Consider the following 17,533-nt stretch of genomic DNA (forward strand, 5'->3'; position numbering starts at 1 on the left):
ACCTCCGACCGCGCCGGGACGACAAGGCAGTAAACGTCAGATGAACATCCGGCCGTCAGGCCCGCCACGTGTTGAACACACGTCCAAGTTCGGCTGTGATCTTCGGGTGTCTGACAACTGGCTTCCCGACCGCACCACCCTGCCGAGCCTGAGCAGGCGGACCCTACTGAAGAGTTCGGCCGCGCTCGCGGGCGTTGGCCTGACCGTCGCGGCCGCGGGCACCGCAAGCGCGGCGCCCGGCGCGGGCGCCATCGGCTTCGCGCACGGCGTCGCCTCAGGAGACCCGCTCCCCGATCGGGTCGTCATCTGGACCCGCGTCACACCGTCCGCCGACGCGCAGCCCGGCTCCGGTGTTGGAGAGGCGGTCGCACTGGACTGGCAGGTCGCGACGGACCCCGGCTTCGCCTCGGTCGTGCGCAGCGGCACGGTGACCGCGGACGCCGGCTCCGACCACACCGCGAAGGTCGACGTCATCGGTCTGAAGCCCGCGACCGCTTACCACTACCGCTTCACCGCCCGCGGGGGTGCGGTCGCCGGCCAGGTCTCCCCCGTCGGACGCACCCTCACCGCACCCGCCAACGATGCCGACCTGGCGCGGCTGCGCTTCGGCGTGGTGTCCTGTTCCAACTGGGAGGCCGGGTTCTTCTCCGCCTACCGCCACCTGGCCAAGCGCGAGGACCTGGACGCGGTCCTGCATCTCGGTGACTACATCTACGAGTACGGCCGAGGCGAGTACGGAGGCCGCAACGGTGCGGTCCGGCCCACCGATCCGCCGCACGAGATCGTCTCGCTCGCCGATTACCGGATCCGGCACGCCCAGCACAAGACCGACGCTGACCTGATGGCGCTGCACGCACGGGTGCCGTTCATCGCGACCTGGGACGACCACGAGTCCGCGGACAACTCGTTCAACGGCGGCGCTGAGAACCACAACCCCGCCACCGAGGGCGACTGGGCCACCCGCAAGGCCAATTCCACCCGGGCTTACTTCGAGTGGATGCCGGTGCGGCCCACCGGGTCCGGCACCGAGGTGACGCTCTACCGGCGCTTCCGGTTCGGCAACCTCGCGGAGATCTCCATGCTCGACCTGCGCACCTACCGCGACGAGCAGACCACCGCCACTGCCGGACGCAAGGTGGACTCCCCCGACCGGACCATCACCGGCCGTGCCCAGATGGACTGGCTCGCCAACGGCATCGTGTCCTCGCCGACGCAGTGGAAAGTGGTCGGCAATCCGGTGATGATCGCGCCGACCCTGGTCCCGCCGCTGGACACCAAGACCACCGCGGCGCTCACCGAGATACTCGGACTCCCCGCCGAGGGCATTCCCTACGGCACCGACTCGTGGGACGGTTACGCCGCCGACCGCCGCCGCCTGTACGACGCGATCGCCGAGGCGGGTGTCGCCAACACGGTCTTCCTGACCGGCGACGTCCACACGTCCTGGGCCTGCGACCTGCCGCTCGACGCCGCGAACTACCCGGCGGGCCCCACGATCGGCACCGAACTCGTGGTGCCGTCGGTGACCTCCCCGAACATGGACGACTCGCTTGGGGTGCCGCCCCGCACCGCCAGCCTCGCGGTGGAGGAGGCGTACAAGGCGGTCAACCGGCATATCCGGTACCTCGACTTCGACTCGCACGGATACGGGGTGTTCGAGATCGCCACCGCCGGTTCGCAAATGGACTGGTACTACATCAGCGATCCGATCGACCCCCGCGCGACCGTGCGCCATGGGGCGAGCTTCCGGGTCGCGGACGGCACCCAGCGCACGGTCCCGGTAGGCACACCGCTCGACCCCGCCGCCCACCGTCCGGGCGCATGAGCTCGCGACCGCCCGCATCCGAACGACACGAGGACGAACGTCAGATGAACATTGGGCGATCGACCCCGTTGCAGTTTGAACACGCGTCCATGTTCGGCTGTGATGCTCGGGTGTCTGACAACTGCCTTCCCGACCACACCACCCTGCCCAGCGTGAGCAGGCGCACCCTGCTGAAGAGTTCGGCCGCGCTCGCGGGTGTGGGCATCACCGTTGTGGCCGCGGGCACCGCCGCCGCCGCACCCGGCGCGCCCGCCGTCGGCTTCGTGCACGGCGTCGCCTCAGGAGACCCGCTCCCCGACCGGGTCATCATCTGGACCCGCGTCACCCCGTCCGCCGACGCGCAGCCCGGATCCGGTGCGGGACCGTCGATCTCGCTGGAGTGGCAGGTCGCCACCGACCCCGACTTCTCCTCGGTCGTGCGCAGCGGCACCGTCACCACGGGCGCCGACTCCGACCACACCGCGAAGGTCGACGTCACCGGCCTCAAGCCCGCCACCTACTACCACTACCGCTTCACCGCCCGTGGCGGCGCGGTCGGCGGCCAGGTCTCCCCCGTCGGACGCACCAGGACCGCACCGGCAAACGACGCGGATCTGGCGCGGCTGCGCTTCGGCGTGGTGTCCTGCTCCAACTGGGAGGCAGGCTACTTCGGCGCATACCGCCACCTCGCGCAGCGCGAGGACCTGGACGCGATCCTGCACCTCGGCGACTACATCTACGAATACGGTCGCGGTGAGTACGGTGGCCGCAACGGAGCCGTCCGGCCGCACGAGCCGGCGCACGAGATCGTCTCCCTCGCCGATTACCGGATCCGGCACGCCCAGTACAAGACCGACCCTGACCTGATGGCCCTGCACGCGAAGCTGCCGTTCATCGCGACCTGGGACGATCACGAGTCCGCGGACAACTCCTTCGACGGCGGCGCGGAAAACCACAACCCTGCCACCGAGGGCGACTGGGCCACCCGCAAGGCCAGTTCCGCACGGGCCTACTTCGAGTGGATGCCGGTGCGGGTGACCGGGTCCGGCACCGAGGTGACGCTGTACCGGCGCTTCCGGTTCGGCAACCTGGCGGAGATCTCGATGCTCGATCTGCGCACCTACCGCGACGAGCCGGCCTCGTCGGGGGCCGGTTGGCGCAAGGTGGACTCCCCCGACCGGACCATCACCGGCCGCGCCCAGATGGACTGGCTCACCAAGGGCATCGTGTCGTCACCGACCCAGTGGAAGGTGGTCGGCAACCCGGTGATGATCGCGCCCTGCCTGTTCCCGCCACTGGACACCAAGACCACCGCGGCGCTCACCGACATGGTCGGGCTGCCCGATGCGGGTGTTCCGTACAACACCGACCAGTGGGACGGCTACTCCGCCGACCGACGCCGGCTGTTCGACTCGATCACGACCGCGGGTGTCGACAACACGGTCTTCCTGACCGGTGACATCCACACGTCCTGGGCATGCGACCTGCCGATCGACGCCGCGAACTACCCGGGCGGCGCCACGGTGGGCACCGAATTCGTGGTGCCGTCGGTGACCTCCCCGAACATCGACGAGACGCTGGGCGTGCCGCCGCGGACCGTCAGCGTCGCGGCGGAGGAGGGGTTCAAGGCGGTCAACCGGCACGTCCGGTACGTCGAACTCGACTCCCACGGTTACGGCGTGTTCGAGATCGCGACGGCCGGTTCGCAGATGGACTGGTTCTACGTCAGCGACCCGATCGACCCCAACGCGACCGTGCGCCACGCGGTGAGTTACCGGGTGGCGGACGGTGCCCAGCGCACGCTCCCGGTCGGCGCACCGCTCGACCCCGCCTCCTACCGGCCCGGCGCCTGAGCACCCCGAGGCGCTGAGTCCGCCCTGCGCAGATGACGCAGGGCGGACCGGGCCGCGTTGTACCCGGACATCCCGTGCGCCCCCGCGCCAGGCGGGGTCGAGGCGGAGCAGAGGAAGGTCCCCTCGACACCGGTGTCGTACGGGTCACGCGCCGTCCGCGGCCGGAACACCACCTGAGGTCCGCTGTTCGCGCCGCCGATGATGTCGCCCCCCGCCTGGTTCGGATTGTCCTCGGCCAGCCGGGCGGGCCCGGTGACATCGGTCGCGATGATCCGGTCGCGGAATCCCGGTGCGAAGCGCTCGATCTGCGCGATCACCGCCTCCGTCGCATCGCCCGGGTATCCGTGCGGCACATGGGCATACGCGTACAGGGGATGCACATCGCCCCGTGATCGCGTCGGGTCGGCGAGGTACTGCTGCCCGACGAGGACGAACGGGCGCCGCGGCATCACTCCCGCACCGACCAGACGCTCGTTGGCCGCGATCTCGGCGAAGTCTCCACCGAGGTGGACAGTTCCTGCCCTGCGGCAGTCGGGGTTCGTCCACGGCACGTGGCCGTCGATCGCGAAGTCAACCTTGTACGCACCAGGCGCCGGGCGGAAACGCGCGTACGCGCGCGCCACCCGCGCAGGGAGCCGGTCCCCCAGAATTCGGAGGGCGCCCGCGGGCGCGACGTCGAGCAGCACCACGTCCGCGGGCGGGATGTCGGCCGAGGAGCGCACGCGCACGCCGGTCTCGATGGTGCCGCCGTGCTCGACGAGCATCGCCGCGAGCGCATCGGTGATCGACCGGGATCCACCCTCGGCCACCGGCCAGCCATAGCGGTGTCCGGCGGCGGTGATCATCAGTCCCACCGCGGAGGTGGCCGGCCGGTCGAGCCGGCAGTACGCGTGCGCGGCGACGCCGCCGAACAGCGCGCGCGCCTTCTCCGTTCGCCACCACCGCGTGGTGACGGTGGCGGGGAGCAGCGCTCGCGGCCCGAAGGCCGCGAGGCGGACCGGGTGGCGCGGGACGGCGAGCACCGGGCGCATCAGGTCCTCGGCGAGGGCGTCGAACCCGTCCGCCAGGTCAGGCCGTACTTCTCGAGGCCGAGCGTGGCCAGGTACGGAGAGCCGATGCCCATCGGGTGGAACGCCGAGCAGTGATCGTGGATCAGACCGGGAACGGTCAACTCACCGGAGCGGGTACCACCGCCGATCGTGTCGGCCGCCTCGAGCACCCGCACCTCGACGCCGTTCCGCGCGAAGTGCACGGCGGCGGCGAGCCCGTTGGGTCCGCTGCCCACGACCAGCGCCGAACTCATCGGCCCTCCTCGCGACTGACGTCCTTACGCCCAGTACGTCGCGAGCCGATCCGCGACCTCACGTGCATGCGCGGCCACATCGGGGGCCCCGGCGTGGTCGGCACAGGACGCGAGCGTGTTCCACCGCGCGATCAGCGCCTTCGAACGCGGCAGCGACAGGTGGTGCTCCCTGGCGGCGGCGATCCGCTCGTGGTCGTCGGGCAGGTACCAGTAGGTCGAGAGCCAGACCCAGATCAGCTGGGCCTCGAGCATCCGGGCGCAGAGCACCTCGTCGTCGGCCAGCTGCGGCCACATCCCGACCACCTCGGCGCGCCAGGCCTCCGCCATCGCCGCCGAGCGTTCCGGCGACAGTTCGACCCCGCACAGGCAGCCGGGAAACGACACGAGGGCGTAGGCGATGTCGAGCGTCGCATCGCGGAACCCGCCCCACTCGTAGTCAAGGAAGCGCACCCCGGCATCGTTGACGATGATGTTGTCCGGGCAGAGGTCCGAGGGGCTGAAGGCGCGGTAGCGGCCGCCGTCGAAGAGGCGCGCGGCCTTCGCGACGCGATCGACGATGTCCTGGCCGACCTCGATGCCGAGCTCGCGGCGCAGCAACTCGGGCACCTTCGGGGCGGACGCGACCACCTGCTCGGAGATGCTGTTTCCGAAGTGCGGCACGTCGGCGCGGCGCAACAGCGCGGTGAAGTCCTCCTCGCGCCCCACGGTCGCGGCGTGCATCCGGCCGATCGCCTGAGCCAGCGCCATCAGCGAGTTGGTGACCGCAGCCTCGTCGGCCTGCTGGAGCAGTTCGGCGATCGGGGTGGCGTCACCGAGGTCGGTGAGCACCAGCAGTCGCGCGTCGAGGTCGTAGGCGATCAGTTCCGGGCCCGGCCTGCTGTCGGTCGCCAGTGCGGTCGCGAACTGGTACGACACGGCCTCGCGGAGGAAGGCGGTGTCCATCACCCGCGGCTCGTCGGCGGGCAGCGCCGCGTAGGCGGCGATGCGCCTGGCCTCGGCCTCCGGGGACAGCTCGCGGACCTGCTTGATCACCAACGTGCGTGGCAGCGAGAAGGGATTCTCGGCGCAGCGGACGCGCAGCACGACCGTGCGGCCGCTGCCGCCCAGATCGATGGGATCAACGAGGGTGACCGGAGCTCCGGTACGTCGCTCCAGCAGCTGCTCGGCTGCTGCGACTACCTCTGAAACGGGGTCGGCCAATAGTGCGGTCATCGCCGTCCAACCTACCCGCCCTGGCCCCGGAGCGGGCCCCCTCGGTCGCCCGTCCGGTCGGTTACCGATGGACCCGCCATGCGGACCTGCAGAAACAGACCGATCCGTACGAGAAATTGATGGAGACTTCGCCCGCGAAGCACGGACCCGCACCTGCGGGACCCGACCGGACCGGCACCCGCAGGTGCGGCCGGTCGGGTTCCCAGTCGGTCAGGAGGCCTGCGTTTCCGTTTCAGGCTCGCCCTTGGGCTCCGGCTTGGCGTCGATGCCCGACTCCTTGCGCTGCAGCGGGGTGATCGGCGCAGGCGCATCGGTGAGCGGATCGACTCCGCCGCCCGACTTCGGGAAGGCGATGACCTCGCGGATCGAGTCCATCCCGGCGAGCAGCGCTGTGATGCGATCCCAGCCGAACGCGATGCCGCCGTGCGGGGGCGCGCCGTAGGAGAAGGCGTCGATGAGGAAGCCGAACTTGTCCTCCGCCTCCTCGTGGTCGATCCCCATCACCTTGAAGACGCGTTCCTGAATGTCCTTGCGGTGGATACGGATGCTGCCGCCACCGATCTCGTTGCCGTTGCAGACGATGTCGTACGCGTAGGCCAGCGCCTTGCCGGGATCGGTGTCGAAGGTGTCCATCGACTCGGGCTTGGGCGAGGTGAAGGCGTGGTGCACGGCGGTCCACGCGCTGTAGCCGAGGGCGACGTCACCGCTGGCGGTGGCGTCGGCGGTCGGTTCGAACATCGGCGCGTCGACGACCCACAGGAAGGCCCACGCGTTCGGGTCGATGAGGTCCTGCTTGCGGGCGATCTCGCCGCGGGCGGCGCCCAGCAGGGCGCGCATCTGCTTCGTCGGGCCTGCCGCGAAGAAGATGCAGTCGCCCGGCTTGGCACCGACGTGCGCGGCGAGGCCCTCGCGCTCGGCGTCGGTCAGGTTCTTGGCGACCGGACCGGTCAGTTCCCCGTCCTCACCGATGAGGACGTACGCCAGTCCCTTGGCGCCGCGCTGCTTCGCCCATTCCTGCCAGCCGTCGAGCTGACGCCTCGGCTGGCTGGCGCCTCCCGGCATCACGACGGCGCCGACGTACTCGGCCTGGAAGACCCGGAAGGTGGTGTCCTTGAAGAACTCCATGCACTCCACGAGCTCGAGCCCGAAACGCAGGTCCGGCTTGTCGGAGCCGAAGCGGCGCATCGCCTCCGCGTAGGTCATCCGCTGGATCGGGGTGCTGATCTGGTGGCCGATCAGCTTCCACACGTTGGTGAGGATCTCTTCGGCGAGATGGATGACGTCGTCCTGCTCGACGAAGCTCATCTCGATGTCGAGCTGGGTGAACTCCGGCTGCCGGTCGGCACGGAAATCCTCGTCCCGGTAGCAGCGCGCGATCTGGTAGTAGCGCTCGATGCCGCCGACCATCAGCAGCTGCTTGAACAGCTGCGGGCTCTGGGGCAGCGCATAGAAGCTGCCGGGCTGCAGGCGCGCGGGCACCAGGAAGTCGCGGGCACCCTCGGGGGTGGACCGGGTCAGGGTGGGGGTCTCGACCTCGACGAACTCGTGGTGCGCCAGCACCTCGCGGGCCGCCGCGTTCACCTTGGAGCGCAGCCGGATCGCCTGACCCGGACCCTCGCGACGCAGGTCGAGGTAGCGGTGCTTGAGGCGCGCCTCCTCGCCGACCTGGTCGTCGAGCTGGAACGGCAACGGGGCACTCTCGTTGAGCACCTCGAGCGTGGTCGCGTTGACCTCGATCGCGCCGGTCGGGATCTCGAAGTTCTGGTTCCCCTCCGGCCGGACCTCGACGCTGCCGGTGATCTTGACGCAGTACTCGGCGCGCAGGCGGTGGGCCTGCTCGGCGACCTCGCCCTCACGGAACACCACCTGGGCGACCCCGGAGGCGTCGCGCAGATCGATGAAGATCACTCCGCCGTGATCGCGACGCCTGGCAACCCATCCGGTGAGGGTGACGGTTTGATCGGCGTGCTCGGCTCGCAGCGAGCCGGCGAGGTGGGTGCGCAGCACGGGGTTCCTTCCACAGTTATCCAGCGACTTCTCAGTTGGTGCGATCCTACGGAGAGACACTCATAAGACATAACCGCGCAGTCGGAACTTTGCGCGCGGTCGCGTGTAAAGCTGTATCCGCAGTTCTCGACTTCGAACGAAAGCGATGACGATGACCTTCAACGAGGGTGCGCGGATGGACTCGGGCCGCGTGACGGTCGGCGGCGGCCACCGCGGCGGAGGCGGTCGGGGCGGCAAGGCCGCACTCGGTGGCGGCCTCGGCGGACTGGTGGTGCTCGTCTTGGCCCTGCTGCTCGGCGGCAACCCGGGCTCGCTGCTCGGCGGACTGACCGGCGCCTCCGACTCCGCCCAGCTGGGAACCGGCTCGATCACGGAGCTGGAGAACTGTGAGACCGGAGCGGACGCCAACCGCGACGTGAACTGCCGGGTCGCGTTCACCACCGCGAGCCTCGACTCGGTGTGGGGCGAGGAACTGCAGAAGCAGACCGGTGTCCGCTACGTCCAGCCGGGCGTCATGCTCTTCTCCGGCGCGGTGAACACCGGCTGCGGCAACGCCACCAGCGACGTGGGCCCGTTCTACTGCCCGGCCGACTCCACCGCCTACTTCGACACCAGCTTCTTCCAGCTCCTGGTGGACCAGTTCGGTTCGAGCGCGGGCCCGCTCGCGCAGGAATACGTGGTCGCGCACGAGATCGGTCACCACATCCAGAATCAGCTCGGCGACATCGGCCGGGCGCAGGCCGACCCGAAGGGCGCCGAGTCCGGCGCGGTGCGGACCGAGCTGCAGGCCGACTGCTACGCGGGAGTCTGGGCGCACTACGCCGACACCAAGCCGGCCCCCGGCGGCGGTGCACCGTTCCTCAACAAGCTGAGCGAGAACGACATCAAGGACGCCCTGTCCGCCGCCTCCTCGGTGGGCGACGACCGGATCCAGCAGGCCTCCAGCGGCCGGGTGAATCCGGAGGGCTGGACGCACGGCTCCTCCCAGCAACGGATGAAGTGGTTCGCCACCGGCTACAAGACCGGGCAGGTCAGCGCCTGCAACACCTACGCGACCCGCGACCTGGACAACCCCGCCGCGCTGGCGCAACGCTGACCCAGGAACCGGTCCCGACGCGCCCGCCCCCCTACTCGGCGGCGGGCGCGTCGCGTTCGGCCTGTCGATCGTGGACCAGTTCGTAACGGCGACCGTAGGTTTCGACCAGCGACTGGATCACCGCGACGACGGGGACGGACACCAGCGCGCCGATCGCGCCGAACAGCGATGCCCCGACGATCACCGAGCCGAAGGCGACGGCCGGGTGGATCGACACGGTCTTGGACGTGATGCGCGGGTGGAGCAGGTAGTTCTCGACCTGCTGGTACGCCGTCCCGAAGACCACCACCCACACCCCGTCCATCGGCTGCGCCGCGGCGGCGATGATCGCGGGCAGCGCGATCGCGAGATAGGTGCCGAGGGTGGGGATGAACTGCGAGACCACTCCGGTCCATATCGCCAGCGGCAGCCAATACGGCACCCCGATCGCCATCAGGAAGATGCCGGTGGCGACGGCGCTCACCGCCGCCAGGATCAATCGGGACACCACGTAGCCGCCTGCCTTGTCGACGGAGATCTCCCACACGGTGGAGATGACCTGCTGCTGCCGGGCCGGGAACCAGCTCGAGATCGTCCGGCGCAGCGCCGGGCCCTGCGCCGACATGTAGAACACGAACAGCAGCAGTGTCATCGCCTGGAACACGACCTCGAGCAGGGACGACACGATCCCGAGCACCCCCGGCGTGAAGCGTTGCGCCAGTTCGCGAATGGTGTCCGGGGTGAGCTTGAGCAGGTCATCGCCGGTCGAGAAGTTGGTGTCGAAGGTCCGGTTGGCCCACTCCGTCACTCGCGAGACGGCCCCCGGCAGCGCGGTGAGCAGCTGGGCCAGCTGCTCGGCGAGCAGCGCCCCGAACACCGCGAGGAATCCGATCGAGAACAGCAGCAGGGACACCAGCACCAGTCCCGTGCCCGCGCCGCGGCGCCATCCACGACGTTCGAACCAGTCGACAACCGGTTCGATGGTGACGCTGAAGAGCCATGCCAGGAACAGCATGCCGAGGAAACCGCGCAGGTTGTGCAGCAGCCAGCCGAGTACCTGGTAGCCCGCGACGGCGAGGAGAACGTAGAGGATCGCGGTCCGCAGCCATCGGCGATAGGTGGCTGTGCCCGCATCGGCCGCGGGTTCGGGCGCCTGCCGTGCGTTCGGTTCGCTGTCGTCGGTCATCGCACACTCCGTGGTCGGATGGTCGTGCCGCTACAGCGGAAATGTACTCGCCGACCGTTCCGGCGCGGGCACCAAACCGGCCGTCACGGCGTGCTGACGCAGACGGTGGCCTCGGTGATGCTCGCGGACATCGCGGCCTCGACGATCGCGGTGGCCCTGGCACTCGCATCGGCGTTGACGATGTCGTCGGCGACGGATGGCGACCCGGAGTCGAGGGCCGCGAGCTCGACCAGGACGTACCGGTGGTCGCGTCCCCCGAACCCCGTCGAATGCCGGATCGTCCTGTCCCCCGTCGTCATCCAGCCCTGTTTGATCCCGGGTCCACCCCACCGCTCCAGCGTCGCCCGGACCCCGAAGCCCTGGTCGAATCCGTCGGCGGCCACGGGCGCGGCCGCCTGGAGCCCGACGATCATGATCTGCCGCGCGGGCTCGGTGAGGCCGCCGCGCCCGGAGAGCAGGCCGTCGTAGTACCTGGCGATATCGGCGGCCGTGACGCTGGTGTCCCACCAGGCACCGTCCGCCGAGGTCGCGGACAGCGCGTACCGCTCGGCTACGCGTTCGACGACGGCCGGGCCGCCGCCGAGCGTCCACAACAGCTCGGCCGCGCCGTCATCGGAGGTGGCCAGCATCGACACGACCCCCGCCAGCATCTCGCCGTCGATCGCCGCCGGAGTCGCCGCGATGCGATGCAGGTAGTCGTCGGCGATGAACAGCTTCGTCAGCGACGCCGCCGGGAATCTCACTGCCGTGTCGCCCGCGCCGAGGTAGACGTCGGTCGCTCGGTCCAGGTAGGCGATCCCGACGATGTCGCCGTCCGCCGCCGCCTCCTCGACCGCGGACGCGAGCGCATCGGGGAGCGGGTCGCACAGGCCGTCGCTCTCGGAGCGCGAAACCGGGCCGGTGGGCGCGGCCGACCACCCGGGCGCTGCTGTCTCACCGGAGGTCAGGCCCGCGCAGATCGCTACCGCGAGCGCGGCGCCCATCGCCCCGCGAACCCATCCCGAGCGAGCGCACCCGGACATATGCCGACCTTTGAAGCAGGAGTATTTCCCTGCTACCACTATAGGATTCGGCGTTGTCTCAGAACAGCGTCAGCGCAGGCGCAGTACCCGCCCCGACCAGCTCGCGCACGGGTGCAGGCGCGGCTTCCTGCCGATGGCCCGAATCACCACCGAGTCCGTACTTCTCGACCAGCGGCGCGACCCGGCCGCGAAGCCACAGCTTGTATTCCGGGGTCACATAGGCGCCGCGACCGTAGAGCTGCCGGTACCGACGGATCAGCGCGGGATGCTCCTCGGCCAGCCAGTTCAGGAACCACCCCCGGGTGCTTCCGCGCAGGTGCATCGGAAACACCGTGACCCCGCTCGCGCCCGCGTCTGCGATTGCCCCCAGCAACTCGTCCAGGTGCCGCGTCGAGTCGGTCAGGTACGGGATCACCGGCGCGACCATCACGTTGCAGTCGAATCCGGCGTCGGCGATCGCCCTGATCAGGTCCAGCCGGGCCTTCGGCGACGGCGTGCCCGGTTCGATGGCCTTCTGCAGGTCCGGGTCCCCGATCGCGAGCGAGACCCCGATCCCCACCGGAACCTGCCGCGCCGCCAGCGTGAGCAGGGGCAGGTCCCGGCGCAGGAGGGTGCCCTTGGTGAGGATCGAGAACGGCGTGCCCGACTCCGCGAGCGCTCCGATGATCCCCGGCATCAGCCGGTAGCGCCCCTCCGCCCGCTGGTACGGATCCGTGTTGGTGCCGAGCGCGACGTGCTCGCGCTTCCACGACCGACGGGCCAGCTCGCGCCTCAGCACGGCGGCCACGTTCGTCTTCACCACGACCTGGCTGTCGAAGTCCCGGCCCGCGTCCAGGTCGAGATACTCGTGGGTCGGCCTGGCGAAGCAGTATCGGCACGCGTGGGAACAGCCGCGAAACGCATTGATGGTGAAGCGAAATGGCAGTGTGGACTCGTCGGGCATCTTGTTCAGCGCGGACTTGCAGAGCACCTCGTGGAACGTGATGCCCTCGAACTCGGGCGTCTGTACTGTGCGGACGAGCCCGGCACGGGCGAGCCCGGGAAGGGCGCCGTCGTCGGCGTCGAGAGCCTGCCCCTGCCATCGCATACACAGAGTCGAACACGTGTTCTAGGCGCTGTCAAGTGCGCTCGCAGACAACCGTCATCACCGCACCGCGGTCGTTACACTCCGGCGATGAGCCCGCGCCGGACCACCTCGCGCACGTCCGTCTCCCGCCTCGTCACCCTCTCCTCGATCGCGCTCCTCGCCTCGCTCACCCTCACGCGGCCCGCGGCCGCCGATCCCGCGACCGCCTCGGCCTGCGGCACCCAGCTGTCCGCCGCCGAGGCAGGCGCCGTCGCCGCGCTGTCCGACACCACCACGATCACCGCGACCTCGTCGATGGACCGACTCGAGGAGGAGGTGGTCCGCCAGCAACGGATATCCGACATCCTGGTCTCGCACGGCGACCGGCGCGGACTGTTCGGCATCGGACTCGACGCCGTCGTGCAACGGGCCGTCATGCCGCTGCAGCGCGACCCGGCCGCCTTCGTCACCCCCGAATGGGCCCACGCGATCAGCACCGATCTGCTGCGCCGCTACCTGGACAACGTCCACGCCGAGTTCACCGGCACCCCAACCGAACCCGCATGGCAGCGTTACTTCGCACTGAGCAGGGACTGCACCCTGTCCCCCGCCCAGGTCGCCATGATCGGCTACAACGCGCACCTGACGGTCGACCTCGCGCGGGCCGTCGCCGCAACCGGCACCACCGAGCGGAACGTCGCCGACTACTACAAGATCGTCGACTCCATCGCCACCGACGGCGACGCGATCGTCGCCAGGACGAAGGCCGTGTACGGCGCCGATCTGGGCCCCCTGTGGCGGTTCTACTTCCTCGGCGAGGGTCTCGACCGGATCGCGGGCGAGGGAGTGGCCTCCGAACTGTTGCTGCGCGCCGCCGACAGCGGCTACAACACCCTCACCCTGGCCAACGGTTTCGCCCTGCAGAATCCGCAGACCGCGCCCGCCGCCACCGCGGAGATGGAGGCGCTCTTGGCCACCGCGGACGGCGCGATCGAATTGCTCACCCGACTCGGCGGGCTCTGACAGAATCCAGGGATGACCTCGGCAGTCGAACCGCAGGTGGCGCCCGTGACGACCGATGTCCTGATCGTCGGGGCTGGGCCTGTCGGGCTGACGCTGGCGGTGGAACTGCGCAGGCGCGGAATCGACGTCATCGTCGTCGACCGTCTCACCGAGCGCGCGCCCTACGCGAAGGCCGTCGGCATCCAGCCGCGCACCGTCGAGGTCTGGGACGCGATGGGAGTGGTCCGGCCCGCGCTCGACGCGGCGACCACGATGCGCGGACAGCTCGTCTACGTCAACGGCGCCGAGGTCGCCCAGCTCGACCTCATCCTGCCCACCGAGATCCCGTACGGGTTCCTCGCGCTCCCGCAGTGCGAGACCGAACGGGTCCTCGCCGAGGCACTGGAGGGCCTCGGCGGCCAGATCACCAGGGGCACCGAACTCACCGGCTTCGAACAGGATCCGGCCGGGGTCCACGCGACCGTCCGGGACGGGTTCGGCGAGTTCACGGTCGAGTCGCAGTACCTGGTCGGCTGCGACGGCGCGCACAGCCTGGTCCGCAAGGGATCGGGAATCTCCTTCGAGGGCGGCGCCTTCGCCGAGGAGTACATGCTCGCTGACGTCGAGGTGGACTGGACGATGCCGGGCGGGTACGGCGTCCGGGCCATGCATCAGACCGACGGCGTCACCGACGACCTGCTGGTCTGCATCCCCCTGCCCGGACACAAGCGCTACCGGATCTCGATGCTCGTCCCTGACGAACTCGCCACTGCGCCTCCGGATTCCGGTGAGGTCGCACACGGCCTCGAGGGCGGGCGACGGCCCGAGCTACGGCACGTGCAGGCCGTGCTCGACCGGCTCTCACCTCAGCCGACGACCGCGAGCAGCCTGCGGTGGTCCTCGGTCTTCCGGATCAGCCACCGGCTGGCGGGCCGGTACAGCATCGGTCGGGTGTTCCTCGCGGGCGACGCCGCGCACATCCACCCGCCCACCGGCGCGCAGGGGATGAACACCGGCGTCCAGGACGCATACAACCTCGGCTGGAAGCTGGCGCTGGCCGTCACCGGTTCAGCGGCGCCACTGCTGCTCGACAGCTATCACGAGGAGCGGCACCCCGTCGGCGAGGAGGTGGTGGGGCGCACCGTCAAGAGCTCGAGGGAGGGCATCGGCGCGGACATGACCGACCCCGCCGAGGCGATCGTGCGGGAGGCACAGCTGCTCGTCGGTTATCCCACGAGCCCGCTGGTCGGGGCCGGGTCGGGAACGGTCGATGCGCTCCCCCGCCCAGGCGATCGCGCGCCCGATGCCGCGGGCCTGCGTCAGGACAGCGTCGCGTTCACGGTCCGTCTGCACGAACTGTTCCGTCACCCAGGCCACACGCTGCTGCTGTGGGCCTCCGACGCCAGGGACGCCGAGACGCAGCGCGCGCTCGCCGCCGAGGTGACCGACCGTTTCGGCCTGGCGGTGCGCAGCCACGTCATCGTCGCCCGGGATGTCGAGCTGCCCACCGTCTCGGGGATCATCCTGCGCGACGCCGACGGCAGGTTCGCCGCCGGATACGGCGCAGGCGACCGAACCGGGTTCCTCGTCCGCCCGGACGGCTACGTCGGGTACCGCTCTGACCAGGTCACCCTCGCCGGTCTCGCCGACAACCTGGCGCGCACCCTGCGCTGATCGGTCGCACGGAGTGCTGGTCCTTCGGCCGAACTTCGGCGAAGATTGATCCCATGGCCGGCACGCTGGGAGAGGCCGAGTTCCGGAAGCTGCGCACGCCGCGCGCCGCGGCGGTCGCCGGGATCGTCTTCGGCGTCCTGTTCGCGGCCAGCATCGTGCTGTTGCGCACCTCGCTGCCGGCGGCTACCGGGTCCCCCTGGCTGCGCGGCCAGACACAGATCACCATCGCCCTGGTGCTAGCCCCCTTCGCAGGCATCGCCTTCCTGTGGTTCATGGGGGTGGTCCGCGACCGGTTCGGGGAGCTGGAGGACCGGTTCTTCTCCACCGTCTTCCTCGGCAGCGGGCTGCTGCTCCTCGCGATGATGTGCGTGTCGATGGCGCTGGCGGGCGGACTCCTCGCCGTCTCCCGGCAATCGAAGGCCCCGGAGGGCGAGCTGATGTACTTCGGCCGCGAGGTGATGCTGCACATCAACAACGTCTACGAGGTCCGGATGGCCGCGGTGTTCATGATCTCGCTGGGAACCATCTGGCTGCGCACCGGCCTGATGCCGCGGACGCTGGCGATCATCACCTATGTGCTCGCGCTCAGCCTGCTGGTGGTCGTCAGCTTCAGCCTGTGGGTGACGTTGGCGTTCCCGGCGTGGGTCATCCTGATCAGCGCGTACATCCTCACCACGGACCGAGCCCGGCGGCGACTCTCACCCGAGACGGGTGATGCGCATCACGGGCGCCCCTAGCAGCGTCGGAACCGCGACATTTTGCATCCGACCGCACACGCGAGGAGCGAACGATGGCGGACACCAAACCCAACATCCTGGTGATCTGGGGCGACGACATCGGTATCACCAATCTCAGCTGCTACAGCGAAGGGCTGATGGGGTACCGGACACCGAACATCGACCGCCTCGCCGACGAGGGCATGAAGTTCACCGACTCCTACGGCGAGCAGAGTTGCACGGCGGGCCGCGCCTCGTTCATCACCGGTCAGAGCGTGTACCGCACCGGCATGAGCAAGGTGGGCATCCCGGGAGTCGACATCGGGCTGTCGGCCGAGGACCCCACCATCGCCGAGCTGCTCAAGCCGCTCGGATACGCGACGGGGCAGTTCGGGAAGAACCACCTCGGTGACCTCAACAAGTACCTGCCGACCGTGCACGGGTTCGACGAGTTCTTCGGCAATCTCTACCACCTCAATGCCGAGGAGGAGCCCGAGCTCGCCGATTACCCCAGCGCGCAGGACTACCCCAAACTCCACGAGGTGATGATGCCGCGCGGTGTCCTGCATACCTGGGCCACCGAGGAGGACGCGGGCGAGGTCGATCCGCGCTACGGGCCGGTCGGGAAGCAACGCATCGAGGACACCGGGCCGCTGAGCAAGAAGCGGATGGAGACCATCGACGACGAGACGGTCTCCGCGGCAATCGACTTCATCACCCGGCAGAAGGAAGCCGACACACCGTTCTTCGTGTGGATGAACACCACGCACATGCACCTGCGGACCCACACGAAACCGGAGAGCCTCGGGCAGGCCGGGCACTGGCAGTCGCCGTACCACGACACCATGGTCGATCACGACAAGCATGTCGGCAGGCTGCTCGACGCGGTCGACGACCTGGGCCTCGCCGAGGACACCATCGTCATCTACAGCACCGACAACGGTCCCCATGCAAACACCTGGCCGGACGGCGCGACCACCCCGTTCCGCAGCGAGAAGGACACCAACTGGGAGGGCGCCTTCCGGGTTCCCGAGGTGATCCGCTGGCCGGGCAAGATCCCCGCGGGCAGTGTGTCCAACGAGATCGTCCAGCATCACGACTGGCTGCCGACCTTCCTCGCCGCCGCGGGCGCACCCGAGATCGTCGACCAACTCAAGGCAGGGCATGCCGTCGGCGACAAGACGTTCAAGGTGCACATCGACGGCTACAACCTGCTCCCGTACCTCACCGGTGAGGTCGAGACGTCCCCGCGCCGGGGGCTGATCTACTTCTCCGACGACTGCGACGTGCTGGGCATACGCTTCGACAACTGGAAGATCGTGTTCATGGAGCAACGGGCCAAGGGCACCCTCGGGCTGTGGGCGGAGCCGTTCACGGCCCTGCGGGTACCGAAGGTGTTCAACCTGCGCACCGACCCGTTCGAGCGCGCCGACATCACCTCGAACACCTACTGGGACTGGTTCCTCGACCACGACTACATCGCCATCTACGGCACGTTCATCACCAGTCAGTTCCTCGAGACCTTCAAGGAGTTCCCGCCGCGGCAGGAGCCGGCCAGCTTCACCATCGACCACGCGGTGGCCAAGCTGCACGCCTTCCTGGCGAAGGACTGA

The 17,533-nt window shown here is 69.4% G+C and carries 12 protein-coding genes and 1 pseudogene; 7 read left to right on the forward strand and 6 right to left on the reverse strand.

Annotation, left to right across the window (positions count from 1 at the left end):
* Positions 1-148: 148 nt before the first annotated feature.
* Together C8K38_RS01580 and C8K38_RS01585 are read left to right on the forward strand one after the other, a co-directional pair.
* Positions 149-1,825, forward strand: a complete 1,677-nt coding sequence (locus tag C8K38_RS01580; protein ID WP_373560216.1) for an alkaline phosphatase D family protein — start codon at positions 149-151, stop codon at positions 1,823-1,825.
* An 89-nt stretch (positions 1,826-1,914) separates the two neighbouring features.
* Positions 1,915-3,657, forward strand: coding sequence for an alkaline phosphatase D family protein (locus C8K38_RS01585; RefSeq protein WP_097209909.1), 1,743 nt, complete (start codon positions 1,915-1,917; stop codon positions 3,655-3,657).
* Here the strand turns inward: C8K38_RS01585 and C8K38_RS01590 are convergent.
* The 3 genes and pseudogenes from C8K38_RS01590 to aspS all read right to left on the reverse strand — a co-directional run bounded on the left by C8K38_RS01590 (position 3,639) and on the right by aspS (position 8,179).
* Positions 3,639-4,960, reverse strand: a pseudogene (locus C8K38_RS01590) (phytoene desaturase family protein). The gene C8K38_RS01585 and the pseudogene C8K38_RS01590 sit on opposite strands and share 19 nt — an antisense overlap.
* 24 nt (positions 4,961-4,984) lie before the next feature.
* Positions 4,985-6,172, reverse strand: coding sequence for a phosphotransferase family protein (locus C8K38_RS01595; protein ID WP_097209910.1), 1,188 nt, complete (start codon positions 6,170-6,172; stop codon positions 4,985-4,987).
* 210 nt (positions 6,173-6,382) lie between these two features.
* Entirely contained in the window at positions 6,383-8,179 is a 1,797-nt protein-coding gene (aspS, locus tag C8K38_RS01600; RefSeq protein WP_097209911.1) for an aspartate--tRNA ligase, read from the reverse strand.
* 151 nt (positions 8,180-8,330) lie between these two features.
* Here aspS and ypfJ point away from each other — a divergent pair, with 151 nt between their 5' ends.
* A complete protein-coding gene (gene ypfJ / locus C8K38_RS01605; RefSeq protein ID WP_097209989.1) occupies positions 8,331-9,275 on the forward strand; it encodes a KPN_02809 family neutral zinc metallopeptidase in 945 nt (314 codons plus the stop codon).
* Between the two features lie 31 nt (positions 9,276-9,306).
* On the opposite strand, the gene C8K38_RS01610 is transcribed toward ypfJ, so the two are convergent.
* From C8K38_RS01610 to C8K38_RS01620, 3 genes are all read right to left on the reverse strand, one after another.
* Entirely contained in the window at positions 9,307-10,440 is a 1,134-nt protein-coding gene (locus C8K38_RS01610) for an AI-2E family transporter (protein WP_097209912.1), read from the reverse strand.
* 83 nt (positions 10,441-10,523) lie between these two features.
* Complete coding sequence (locus tag C8K38_RS01615) at positions 10,524-11,462, reverse strand: hypothetical protein (protein ID WP_143548366.1); 939 nt, start codon at positions 11,460-11,462, stop codon at positions 10,524-10,526.
* A gap of 58 nt (positions 11,463-11,520) precedes the next feature.
* Positions 11,521-12,549: an Rv2578c family radical SAM protein gene (locus C8K38_RS01620; RefSeq protein WP_097209914.1), complete on the reverse strand. Its 1,029-nt coding sequence runs from the start codon at positions 12,547-12,549 to the stop codon at positions 11,521-11,523.
* 87 nt (positions 12,550-12,636) lie between these two features.
* On the opposite strand from C8K38_RS01620, the gene C8K38_RS01625 reads away from it, so the two are divergent.
* Genes C8K38_RS01625 through C8K38_RS01640 form a run of 4 tightly spaced genes read left to right on the forward strand, consistent with a single transcriptional unit; the run spans position 12,637 to position 17,533 of the window.
* Positions 12,637-13,551, forward strand: coding sequence for a DUF5995 family protein (locus C8K38_RS01625; RefSeq protein WP_097209915.1), 915 nt, complete (start codon positions 12,637-12,639; stop codon positions 13,549-13,551).
* A 12-nt stretch (positions 13,552-13,563) separates the two neighbouring features.
* Entirely contained in the window at positions 13,564-15,204 is a 1,641-nt protein-coding gene (locus C8K38_RS01630; protein WP_097209916.1) for an FAD-dependent monooxygenase, read from the forward strand.
* 53 nt (positions 15,205-15,257) lie between these two features.
* The gene (locus C8K38_RS01635) at positions 15,258-15,941 is read left to right on the forward strand and encodes a hypothetical protein (RefSeq protein WP_097209917.1); all 684 of its coding nucleotides are present in this window, start codon (positions 15,258-15,260) and stop codon (positions 15,939-15,941) included.
* 53 nt (positions 15,942-15,994) lie between these two features.
* The gene (locus tag C8K38_RS01640) at positions 15,995-17,533 is read left to right on the forward strand and encodes an arylsulfatase (RefSeq protein ID WP_097209918.1); all 1,539 of its coding nucleotides are present in this window, start codon (positions 15,995-15,997) and stop codon (positions 17,531-17,533) included.

It is taken from the genome of Rhodococcus sp. OK611 (assembly GCF_003050885.1).
GTDB lineage: Bacteria > Actinomycetota > Actinomycetes > Mycobacteriales > Mycobacteriaceae > Rhodococcus_G > Rhodococcus_G oryzae.